10 protein-coding genes and 1 riboswitch are annotated in these 12257 nt (G+C 45.3%); of the genes, 7 read left to right on the forward strand and 3 right to left on the reverse strand.

Annotated features, from left to right (window positions below):
- The 6 genes from B3W37_RS07555 to B3W37_RS07580 form a co-directional block, all read left to right on the forward strand.
- Nucleotides 1-632, forward strand: a 632-nt coding sequence (locus tag B3W37_RS07555) for a bacterial transcriptional activator domain-containing protein (RefSeq protein ID WP_483175256.1), incomplete at its 5' end; no start/stop codon positions are given.
- Between the two features lie 245 nt (nt 633-877).
- On the forward strand, nt 878-1186 hold the full coding sequence (locus tag B3W37_RS07560) for a hypothetical protein (RefSeq protein ID WP_483175257.1): 309 nt from the start codon (nt 878-880) through the stop codon (nt 1184-1186).
- Between the two features lie 11 nt (nt 1187-1197).
- Nucleotides 1198-1281, forward strand: a riboswitch (cyclic di-GMP riboswitch).
- Nucleotides 1282-1318: 37 nt separating this feature from the next.
- Entirely contained in the window at nt 1319-2956 is a 1638-nt protein-coding gene (locus B3W37_RS07565) for an LPXTG cell wall anchor domain-containing protein (RefSeq protein WP_483175259.1), read from the forward strand.
- A gap of 414 nt (nt 2957-3370) precedes the next feature.
- Entirely contained in the window at nt 3371-4858 is a 1488-nt protein-coding gene (locus B3W37_RS07570; RefSeq protein WP_483171488.1) for an AGE family epimerase/isomerase, read from the forward strand.
- A 63-nt stretch (nt 4859-4921) separates the two neighbouring features.
- Nucleotides 4922-8239: a CapA family protein gene (locus B3W37_RS07575; RefSeq protein WP_483171489.1), complete on the forward strand. Its 3318-nt coding sequence runs from the start codon at nt 4922-4924 to the stop codon at nt 8237-8239.
- 86 nt (nt 8240-8325) lie between these two features.
- On the forward strand, nt 8326-8925 hold the full coding sequence (locus B3W37_RS07580; protein ID WP_483171490.1) for a sortase: 600 nt from the start codon (nt 8326-8328) through the stop codon (nt 8923-8925).
- A gap of 210 nt (nt 8926-9135) precedes the next feature.
- Here B3W37_RS07580 and B3W37_RS07585 read toward each other — a convergent pair whose 3' ends face one another.
- From B3W37_RS07585 to B3W37_RS07595, 3 genes are all read right to left on the reverse strand, one after another.
- Nucleotides 9136-9324 (reverse strand): type II toxin-antitoxin system antitoxin, encoded by a 189-nt coding sequence (locus B3W37_RS07585; RefSeq protein ID WP_481040912.1) that lies wholly within the window; start codon nt 9322-9324, stop codon nt 9136-9138.
- Nucleotides 9325-9334: 10 nt separating this feature from the next.
- The gene (locus tag B3W37_RS07590) at nt 9335-10177 is read right to left on the reverse strand and encodes an SPFH domain-containing protein (protein WP_483171491.1); all 843 of its coding nucleotides are present in this window, start codon (nt 10175-10177) and stop codon (nt 9335-9337) included.
- Nucleotides 10178-10417: 240 nt separating this feature from the next.
- Nucleotides 10418-11599 (reverse strand): GGDEF domain-containing protein, encoded by a 1182-nt coding sequence (locus B3W37_RS07595; protein ID WP_483171492.1) that lies wholly within the window; start codon nt 11597-11599, stop codon nt 10418-10420.
- A gap of 104 nt (nt 11600-11703) precedes the next feature.
- On the opposite strand from B3W37_RS07595, the gene B3W37_RS07600 reads away from it, so the two are divergent.
- A partial coding sequence (locus B3W37_RS07600) for a phosphatase PAP2 family protein (protein WP_483175260.1) occupies nt 11704-12257 on the forward strand: 554 nt, incomplete at its 3' end.

The following is a 12257-nucleotide window of genomic DNA, read 5'->3' on the forward strand; positions in this document are numbered from 1 at the left end:
TCTGCCAAAAGGCAGTATCTATTGAACCACATGAAGAAGAGATTCAGGTGCAATTAATGGAAAATTTGATCCGTGTAGGGAAAATTAGAGAAGCAAAAGATTTCTATGAGAAAACTGTCAGTATCCTGGAAAAGGAATTTGGTATTCAACCAACTTCCGAATTGCAAAGAATAGCGCAATTGCTCAAATCAGAATATGTACAGATCAAGACCGGCAGCAAAGTCATATCTCAAATTTTGATGAACGACGCAATGAATGGGGCCTTTTTCTGTGATTATAGAGACTTCTATACCATATATGTATTAGAAAAAAGAAAATGTGAAAGATCAGGAAATGCACTTTGCCCAGTTTACGTTGAATTTGAAAACGAAAAGAATGTTTTTAAATCGAATGCCTATAAAAATTCAGCCATAAAGGCATTTAAAGAAACTCTGGTCAACGGTTTAAGAAAAGGGGACATGGTCAGCTTAATTAATAAAACACGGTTTTTAATTTTACTGAACAATACCGAATATCAGATCGTGAAGATGGTAATGGATAGAATCATTGACCGATTTCATAAAAGTGCTTTTAAAGATATTATCCTGGAGATAGAAGTTTGTCCTTCATTACCTAAGCCGAAAAGCAAGTGATACGTTATCGCCTTGATATTCCCATCGATTAGGTGGCTTAAAACCGCCCTCCCATTCTTAATCAAACTTTACCACACATAAAAACCGATCAATAATGTTTCCTTATGGCATCAATGCTTCTAAAACTGTATAAAATTTGCTGGGGTTCAAGGACAAATCTTGAACTTCATTTCTTGAATCAGTCGGCCCATGGTTTAGCAGGCAGGATGCAGGCCTAATAAGTGTGATTGAACTGTGAGTAATATATGGTAATTTTAGATCAACACATAGCATTGGGTGGGGATCAGATGAAAAAACATAACAAAGAGTCCATATACGACAGAGAACAGTCTGATAAAGAGCCAAAGGATAGGACCTTTATTGTTAAGGTTAAATATAATCAAAACTATAGCATGCAAGGTTCTATTCAGTGGATCGAGAAAGGTAAAATCGTCAATTTCCGTAGTGAGATGGAGTTGCTTTCCCTTTTAAGTGAATCTATAAACAATAAGGAAATCAGAAGTTGGGAGGATGATCATTCAATATTATTGATAGTAAAAGATGAGACTTCGTAAGGCTGTTGGCTTATAAGAGGGGATGCGATGAAGCGTGTTTTTATTTGGGCACTTTAAACACGATTGAGCAAGTAGTGCAACCGGCCTTTTCTTTATTTACATTAAGGCAAATAAGGAGAGGAGCGATACATAATGTCAAAGAAGTTATCTAAACAGCTTGAGAACAGGCAAAGAAATTGGGAAAAGAATCAGGCTAGAAAAAGAAGGCTACTGACACAGTTTTTACTGGGTGCACTTGTTGCTTCAAGAGTTTTTACGCCTGGTCTGGCCGCTGCGGATAATGAAATACCTGATATACAGATTCCTGCCGCGATATATAGCTATACATCGGACGATGACACAGATGCCGACGCAGACGCTGATGATGTTACCGCGATATATAGCGATGCCTCGGACGATGACACAGATGCTGACGCTGATGCAGACGCTGATGCTGATGCAGACGCTGATGCTGATGCAGACGCTGATGCTGACGCAGACGCCGATGCAGATGCCGACGCTGATGCTGACGCCGATGCTAAAGAACTGTTGAAGTTTAATGGTTTTCTCGATTTTTTCCTGAGCTCATATGATTTTGTGGGACCGGCAGTATTTGAAGGAAATGACAATAAAAATGATAGTGATTTTAAAGATGCTATCTGGGAATTTTTATTGACTAATAACATTGTGGATAATAGTGTGAATCAAGAGGAATTTTTTACTGCTTTTTTCAATGGCCAGTATAAAATAGAAAACGATCTGCCTCCGATAAATAAGGGTGACGGAACATTTACCCTTACTGTTTCTAGTAAGATGGCTGGGGCGACGATTGTTGTTGTAAAAGCTGGTAACGGCGGACATATATATTATTTTGAAAACGGTCTGCAGGTGGGTGAAAGCTACATTCTTCAAACAGCTATAAATAATGGTGGAAATTATGCAGGCATTAGCCATCTGAGTTTCTATGAGTTTGAAGACGATGATGACTCTGACGCCGATGCCGATAGTGACTCGGACTCCGATAGCGATGCAGACGCAGACGCCGATGCCGACGCTGATGCTGATGCCGACGCCGATGCCGACGCCGATGCCGATGCCGACGCCGATGCAGACGCCGATGCCGATGCAGACGCAGATGCCGATGCCGACGCTGACGCCGATGCCGATGCAGACGCCGATGCAGACGCTGATGCTGATGCTGACGCCGATGCAGACGCTGATGCTGATGCGGATGCTGACGCCGATGCAGACGCTGACGCCGATGCAGACGCTGACGCTGATGCTGATGCAGATGCTGACGCCGACGCCGACGCCGATGCCGATGCCGACGCTGATGCTGACGCCGATGCCGATGCAGACGCCGATGCCGACGCAGACGCCGATGCAGACGCTGACGCGGATGCCGATGCCGATGCCGACTCAGATTCTGACAGTGACTCGGATTCCGATAGTGATTCAGATTCCGATAGTGATTCAGATTCCGATAGTGATTCAGACTCCGACAGTGATTCAGACTCCGACAGCGATTCAGACTCTGATAGTGATTCTGACTCCGACAGCGACTCCGATTCCGATAGTGACTCTGACAGTGACGCAGACGCAGACGCCGATGCCGACGCTGATATCGATGGGGATGTTGATATACCGGATGAGGAAGTACCCTTAGGGGACGTGGATCCCGTTGGAGAGTTGCCGAAAACAGGTGCTGCAGGCAGTCTGCTGTCTTTGGCCGGACTGGGGATGCTTCTAGCCGGGCTGGGATTAAGAAGAAACACCAATAAGAAAGAATAGTTATCTGCTTAAGATCGGATCATAGCGGATTTATCAACGGAGCCTGATTCTTTATAATAGAATCAGGCTCTGTTTTGGTGAACCCTGTTTTATTGCCCGGGGGGCCAGAAGTTGCTGAAGAAAAGAACTTAATTCATGCTGCTTCCGAGGCGATAAATAAAATAAAGGCAGAAAGGAATATTTTCCATGCATTTTAATAACCCCGAAGCTATTGCTCTGAAAGCCAGGCTTGATCAACTGAAACAGAGGATCCTTGGGCAGGCAGAAGCAGTAACAGGTAATATGAAATTACATTTTGATAAAGATCCGAGGTATATTGTTTTTCTGTCTTTTAGTGATGGCAAGTCGCGTGCCTACGTATGTAATGGCATCGGCAATTCCATTGAATCGAGCTGGAAAAATGCAGTAAATAACATGAATAAAAAAGTGAAAAAGCTGAATCTGCAGCCTTTGTGGGTAAAAGCGGATCTGGTCAAAGATATTCAAGAGTATTCATTTGATGCCTTTATCGAGTATGTTTCCAGCATTAAGACTAATTATTTCAGAGAAGGCATCGCCCTGGATGAGATGTTCAATCTGGCTTTTTTAGAACAGGAAGTCAATGCCAATGTATTTATCTACGGCAATAAAGAATCCCCTAAAAAACAAATTTCCTGGAAGAATATCATGGCCCATATCAGATATAAACTGGGGCTTAAATTAGAATTAGATGAAAATTCCTGCAAGAAAGTATGGTTATTTTCAACGACTGGGTTTTTCCATGATGGAACTGATTGCTACCATCTGAATCATGATTGGCTCAACAATGGCCGCCGCGTCATAGAGGTTATTGATGAAGGCTTGCTGCGGTCAGTAATCGAAAAATCCTCAGGCTATTTGGCTGATCAAGTTGACGATTCAGGCAAGTTCCGTTATGGGTATTTTCCCTGTTTTAATAAGGAGATCCCAGGTTATAATACCCTGCGCCATGCCAGCACCACTTATTCTATGATTGAAGCATTTGAGATCACTAAAGATGAAAGACTAGGGCAGGCCATCATCTTGGCCCTGGATTATTTGGCCAATGAAGGGATAGAGTTGTTGGAGGGTGAAGATGGGGTTACCCGGGCATTCGTGGTGGAACGTACCAGTGACAACGAAATAAAGCTGGGTGCCAATGCAACCGCTATTCTGGCCTTTTCCAAGTATACCGCCGTGTTCGATGACCGTAGGTATGTTCAGCTGATGAAGCAGCTGGCTGAGGGCATCAGCTATTTTCAAGATAAACAAGAGGGATCCTACGTCCATGTTTTGAATTTTCCCGATCTTTCCATTAAGGAAAAATTCCGCACCGTATACTACAACGGCGAAGCGGCTTTTGCTTTGATGAGGTTGTATGACATAGATAAAAATGAGCGCTGGCTCAATATGGTGGAATTAGCCTTTGAATATTTTATCAACAACGAGTACTGGCGCCAAAAGGACCATTGGCTCAGCTATTGCTCCAATGAGCTGTTTAAACACAGGGCGGAGAAAAAGTACATAGAATTCAACCTGAAAAATGCCAGTGGTATTTTGGACTTTTGCTTAAGCAGGGAAACCACCTATCCAACCTTATTGGAATTATTAATGGCTACCTACAGCATGATAGAAAAAATGAAAACAGACCAGTACTGCCTGGAACTGTTGGATTCTTTTGATCAAGAGAAACTGATGGCCGCCATTGAACATCGTGTGGAACATCAGTTGAATGGCTTGTATTTCCCGGAGGTGGCCATGTACTATAAAGCGCCCCAAAACATACTATGGGCCTTTTACATCCGGCATCATTCTTTCCGGTCCAGAATCGATGATATCGAGCACAACATTTCCGGATACTGCAGTTATTTAAAGCAGATCGTTATCCCTGCAGGGCAGAATTGAATGATGAATATGCACGCTTGAGCCTGGTGCTCTTTAAAGGCATTTGTTACAGGAGTGGATACCATGCATAAAGGATGGTCTAAAAACGAGCTGACCGATATTATTGGTGGAAAATGGATCGTGGAGCCTACAGATGATTGGCACTGTTGGAATCTGGCAGTTTCGTCCAGCGGCTGCGTGGGCCAGGGTAATTTATTTGTTGCCATCGATAAAAATAGATGGCTTCAGGGCACAGGTAACATGGGGGTTTATGCGGAGTGGACCGATACCCATACCAACTTGCCCAACTATCAGCACAAAATTGTCGGTGCCATAGTAGAACGACATATAAAAGGTCTGGATCCCTCCATCCCCCAGCTGCTAGTGGAGAACTCTTATGATGTGATCAAAAAGTTAGGTTTAGCTGCACGCGATGCATATTCGGGAAAAATCATTGCGATTACTGGCACTTCGGGAAAATCTTCCACCAAGATGATGGTTGAGCATCTGCTGAAGGGAAAAGGCACGGTCGAGTCTACCCATGGAAATCACAACTCCAGGACGGGTGTGGCCCTGACTTTGGGAAAGTGCGTTACACAGCCCGATTTTATAGTAATTGAGGTAGCTATTTCTGCATTATGGATGCGTTCGGGAGGCATTTGTAAACTTGCTCGTCCCCATGTTGCGGTTGTAACCGAAATTGCTCTGGGACAAACCGGTGGAAATGTGAAGACGGTTCGGGAAACAGCCAGAATGAAGGCTCGTATTGCCCAGGGCATCCAACCTGGAGGAATAGCGGTATTAAACCGTGATATGCCGGAGTTCGATCTGGCAAAATCTGAGGTTATAGCTTACGGAGCCAATGTAATTAGTTACGGATTTCATGAAGACGCTGATTTTCGGGTGGTTGAATGGCGGCCGGTGGATGATGGTTCCTGGGTCAGGGCGGTTATTGGCGATCAGCACATCAGGTATCATTTACCGGCCCTGGGAAGGGGAATGGTCTCTAATTCACTGGCTGCTCTCGCTGCGGTGCATGCGCTGGGAATCGATCCCGCTGAGGCGGCGGATCGTTTACAAACGATTCATTTAAAGGAATCCGTTTTGGAACCACTCAGCGCAGAATTGCCCAAAGGCGGCACGGCATACATACTCGATGACAGTTACAATGCAACAGTCGCTTCAATGCTGGCTGCTTTTGAGGTCTTTAAAGTAAATGCGGCTCAACATAAGGGTAAAAAAATCTGTATTTTGGGGAGGCTTGTAAACTTAGGGGACAGCGCCGGGGCAATCCACAAAAAACTGGCCCGACCTCTGATTGATACAGGAGCTGACTTGGTATTTCTGTATGGAGATGAAATGAGATATTTGGTTGAAGAATTACCGGAAAAAATGGTAGCGGGCTTCTATACTGACATTAAGACCTGTGCAAGGGATGCGGCCAGCATACTGGAACCCGATGATTATGTTCTGCTGAAAGGGTCTCGCCGGGCCAATGATTTCGGCCAGATTCGATCCAGTTTATTGTCGGCAATACAAAGGCAGCATGAGCTGCCGCCATTCACCCCCGGAAAGAGGGGGCTCTTATCCAACTCTAGGTATGGGCTGCAGGCAGTCGATGCGGAAAGCGGAGAGACGCTTCTAAGTGCAGGAAACACTCATATTCAAGTGAACCGCGGTCTGGGCAGTTTGTTGCTGCTGGCATTGTTGCTGGAGAATATCGCCAGGGGGAAAATGAAATTAAATGAGTATGTAACCATAAATTCTTCATCGGCCAGAGAGGCAAAAGCGTCTGCCGCAATCGGTTTTGAAGAAGGGGAACAGGTATCGCTTTATACATTGTTGAGCTTATTAGTCTGCCGGAATTCGCCAGACGTGGCATTGGCATTAGCAGAAACCATGTCGGATAAGACTTCGGAAGCCTTAAAATCTTTAAAAAATTTGGCCCGGCAGCTGAATTTGAGTGCCAGTGCCGTCGAAAATATCAGCGGCAGGCCTACAACTAAACCGCAGTACTTTACTGTAACAGATCTGAGCAAAGTGGGAAGATATTTCTTTTCTTTGCCTCCCCAATATTCAAAAATCCTCAACACAACTATGGTGGAATACAAAGGCAGGTTGTTTAATTCCACCAGCAACCTGGTGGCCAGCGGAAAAATATATGGCGGTTTCCTTTTCGGGCCGAGCAATGGGGAAGGAACTGTCTTGACTTATATAGGGGGAAGAAAAGTCGTAATCTCAGTGTGTGGCGCCAGGGATAGTTTTCAGCGCGATTACTTGCTTGCCGAAGCCATAGACCGGCTTGCAGGGACGGGGGACAGGGCGGATAATCCGATGATCAGAAGGGGATTCAACCTCCCGGTTGAACAGCCATCTATTATTCAGTTTATTGGTGATACCTATTTCGGGGAGGATTATACCATCAAACGCCAAAGAAGAGGAGAAGAAGATGCACTTACAAAGTATGGCTATGATTATTCTTTTGAAGTATTGCAACCTTTCCTGGCCCAGGGAAGTCTGAATATCGCTAATTTTGAAGGCGTGCTCACTGATTTAACTGCTTCGCCCCTGAAAGGCATCAAGCCATTTGTATTAGGCGGGAGGATTCAAGAAAGCATCCGTTCTTTAAAGAACAATCATATTCATGCTGTGACTTTAGGCAATAACCACGCCATGGATTATGGTTCACATGGACTTAAATCAACCCTCCAGGCCTTCAATGAAGGAGATATTCCATCGGCAGGGGCGGGATTAACAGGCAGAGATGCCAGCGAACCACTGCGAATTAGCATTGGAGATGGTGAAATTGTCATATATAGCGGCTATTGGTACCGACGCCCGGCACATTATGAATTTGAATCATATGCTATGGGTAATCAACCTGGCGTAGCTTGCCTGAACGGCGAGCTGATGGAGAGGATCGCCAAAGACAAACGCACTAAGTCCTCTCAAGCCTTTACCATTTTAGTTGCCCATTGGGGCACGGATTACGGACCGATACTGAAAGAACAAATGAATTATGCCAAAACATTTATGGATTGCGGGGCTGATCTGATTATCGGCCATGGTGCACATTTGATGCAGGGAATTCAACAAATAAACGGTAAATGGGTGCTCTATAGCATCGGAAATGGCGTCTTTAACAGTAATGGAGAGTACCAACAGAGAAAGATGCCGCCGTATAGTTATTTGCTGCAGCTAAGAATTCAGGAAAAAGGCGAAAAGTGCATTCGGCTTTATCCAATATTTACTGATAATTTAAAAACATTTTGGCAGCCTCGTTTTGTTACTGAAGAGGAATTCAGAGATGTAATTGCATATCAGACGCAGTTGGGTACACCCATTGATCAGTTTGATATCGGAATGGATGCATATGGTTATTACACCGAAGTCAAAATTTGAGGCTGGTTGTTTTAAGCGGCATATGAGATATTAGATCATGAAAGAGGACCGGTTGCTTCATCAGTATTTGAAGAGTTGGCAGGATCATGAAACAGGAGAGAAGAAATTTTTATTTAAAGTGTTTGGGCGGCCTGCTGGTGCTGGGCGGCTTGTTTTTGCTTGCTTTTCCATACGTTCAAAGCATATACGACCAATGGGCTCATCCAATTGCCAACATTCAGCCCGCAGAGCAGAATCCTCTACCCTCGGAAACCACTACCACAACATCCCCGGCAGGCCAGCCCCGGGACTTCCTGCCGATTTCCGGTCGCCTGCTTATTCCCAGCCTGCAACTTGAACTGCAGATTGGCTATGGGGTTGAGGAAGAAGATCTGAAGAAGGGGCCTGGTTTCTATCCCCAAAGCGGCTATCCCAGCCTTGGCAATGTAAGCATCGCCGGTCACCGCAATGCCTATGGCAGTCCTTTCCTGCATTTGAACGAATTAAAACCTGGCGATACCATCGAACTCTACTATGACAATGCTCATTATATTTACAGTGTGGATCGTGTCTATGTTACCCACAGCCGGGACTGGAGCGTAGTAGATCCCACCAGTGAACCGGCCATCACGCTGACCACCTGCACCCCTCTGCGTCCGGTGGACGGCCATTACGACCGCCTGATCGTGCGGGGCTACCTGCAATGAAATCATTATTAAATCATGCTGCTTTTTTTCATCATCATCTATTGAGTCATCTTTACCCATGATTGAGATGTTAACAGCACTCAGGGTTTTATTTACATAGGAGTACTTGCATTCGTGAGTGGAAAGTCATGGCAAAGGTTTGGTGGTTGAGGCTAAAGTCAAAAAGGACCGGATGAACCGGCCCGCATATTGGCATAGATTTTCTCTAAGCTATTCAACTTCAGCTTTTCTCTCTGTATTATCCGCTTTCGGCAGACGTCCTGCCTTGAGCAAGGCATCTCTTAAAATATACTCGATGTGGGCGTTTACGCTGCGCAATTCATCCTGTGCCCACCGTTCCAGGGCGGCATAGATGTGGGGGTCAATACGCAGTGGAAAGCTCTTTTTTATACTAGCCATGGCCTTGCCTCTAATATAAGGTGCTGGTATTCAATATAGGCTGCGCACCCCGCTCAGAAATGATGGCCACCAGCAGATTATTGATCATTGCCACTTTGCGCTCTTGATCGAGTTCTAATATGCCGTCTTCTTCAAGGCGCAATAGAGCCATTTGCACCATACCTACCGCCCCATCGACGATTATCTGCCGGGCTGCCAGTATTGCCGAAGCCTGCTGGCGCTGCAGCATAGCACTGGCTATTTCGGTGGCGTAGGCCAGATGGGTTAAGCGTGCTTCCATGACTTCGACCCCCGCCAGGGATAGCCTCTCTCGCAGCTCCCGGGTTAACTCTTCGGCCACAACATCAGCGCTGCCGCGCAGTGACAGGCCCTCTTCACCGTAACTGTCATAGGGATATTTAGTGGCTACGTGGCGCAGTGCGGTTTCACTCTGGATCTCCACAAACTGCTCATAATTGGTGACATCAAAGATGGCTTTGGCGGTGTCAACAACCCTGAAAACCACCACTGCCGCGATCTCTACCGGATTGCCCAGAACATCATTGACTTTAAGGGTTTTGCTGTTAAAGTTACTCACCCTTAAGGAAACCTTGGTGCGCATAGAAAAGGGGGTGATCATCCAAAAACCGCTGGCAGTAACGCTGCCGATGTAGCGGCCGAAAAAGGTGATAACCTGAGCCTGATTAGGTTGAACCACGATAATAGAAGAGCAGATCAGAATCGCTGCCAGTATGGAGATTATTCCCAACCCAATGGACTCGTTTATAAAACCTAATACTGCTACGGGAATCAATATGATGCCGACAAACAGAGCCAAGAAGCCGTTGATCTTCCAAGCACTTTTTTCAATCATAAAAAAACCCTCCCTTAAATTTAATCATACCTGATATGTAAATGATATCATAATAATATACAAAGAACCAGGCATCAAGTGGCAATTTAGAGTGGCAAATTATGTTTTTGCCCTGGAAAGGAGATCGATCAAAGGTGTGGTTATGTGTTTCCGGCATGGAAAAGCAATATGGTATATTAAAGGCGGGTTCGATCGAAACGGCGTTGGTTTAGCAAGGGAAACCAACGCCTCTTTTGGCTGTTATTGAATTTCAGCGGCGTAAGAAACCGTATTGCGGCCCCGTTGCTTGGATAAATAGAGGCCTCTGTCTGCGAATTCGATCAAATTAACGGCTGAATCGCCGTCTTCCGGGTAAGAGGCTACTCCAATTGACAGGGTAATGTCCAAATCAGGAAGCGCTGCGGTCTTTTGCCTGATGCGTTCGGCTACATATATGGCATCGCGGACACCGGTTCTAGGCAGGGTTACCATAAATTCATCCCCGCCATAGCGCCCTATGCTGTCAACTGCGCGGATAGACTGGTGTATTACCGCAGACACTTGCGCCAGGATTTGATCTCCCACCAGGTGCCCCAAGGTATCGTTGATTTCCTTAAAATAATCGACATCGACCATCAGTATGGTGAAATTTTGCTGGCTCTGCAGCAGCTTTTCGATTTCATCCATGATGGCGTTTTTATTGTAACACTTGGTAAGACTATCTAACTTATTGATATCCAACAATCTTTGATGGGTGTGTTCAAAATCTATGGTTCGTTTCAGAACCTCGTACTTGACCGATTTCTCCCATTCTGCCAGGCGGCGATTGGCTTCTTTGACGCGGTTGTCGAGATCGTTCTTGATATTATGATAAAAATAGAGGAAAAAGCTTCCCAGGCTAAGTCCTTGCAGAACAACATATATTATCCGGTTCGACAGTGAATCCCCCTGCAATGCTATGGGCTGCGCCCCCAGCAAAAAAAGCAGGCCCAGAGTTAGGGCGGAAAGGTTTTTACAGCCTTTCCTGGATTGAAATAAGGCCGGGATCAGGAGTACCATGTTTAAGTAAAGCAAAAAACGGTTTAATCCGGGCAGAAGCGTTTTCCAGTACGGGAGCCAGGATAATGCGATCAATATAAAAGGCATCAGGTATGCTGCCAGTATGAAGGTTCGCGCGGGAAACCCCTTGGAGGGAACAGAAAAAATTACCAGGAAACCCAGAATGACAACAGTCTGAGCACTGATAAACAGGGCTTCTGCGGTCGCATAAGGCGGATATAGATAGAGGAATATGAAAACCAGCAAAGGGGACAAAAACAGCGGCCCAGCCCAGCGCAAGGATCCGTCCTCGCGGTTAAACAGGTGGTTAATAACCACAATCAAGAGGCTGAAACCAGTGATCAATAAAAATAGTATCTGCCCTGCCAGACCATTTTGAAACATTGTTTTATCTCTTTACGGTGACTATTAATCATCAGGAGCGTAATAAGCATTCCTTTAGTTTAATATAAGTCAAGCAACAGCTTATATAAAGGGGAATTTTCAGAATGAATCTGTTGGAACAAATTATTGTTAATATAGGCAGTTGGGATAAGGCTGTACAACAATGGGCAATCACCAATCATCAGCCTGAGTTGATAGGGCTTTTTACCTGTATAACCGGATTGGGGAATTCGACTGCCCTGATTATACTCTGTGCCCTTATTTCCTTATTGCTATTTTTAAATGAACGCTGGAACCTGTTCTTGATACTGGATGTGGGATTAACTGCTGCCTGGTTGTCCATGGCCTTTCTCAAAGCACTATTCGGGCGCCTTCGCCCCCTGGGCGAGCATCTGGTTTATGCCGGGGGATTTAGCTTCCCCAGTGGTCATGCCATGCTTTCTCTGGTATTTTACGGGTTTGTGGCTTACATTGCTTCACTTTATCTAAAAGGCCGCTCCAGGTGGGGCGTACAGCTTGCGGCAGGATTGATCGTATTTTTAATTGGGGGCAGCCGGGTCTATCTCAATGTCCACTATTTCAGCGACGTAATGGCCGGATTTGTTATCGGCGGTTTATTTCTGTTGATCATGATACGAACTCACAAATGGATGGAAAA

The organism is Syntrophomonas sp. UBA5494 (assembly GCF_002426325.1).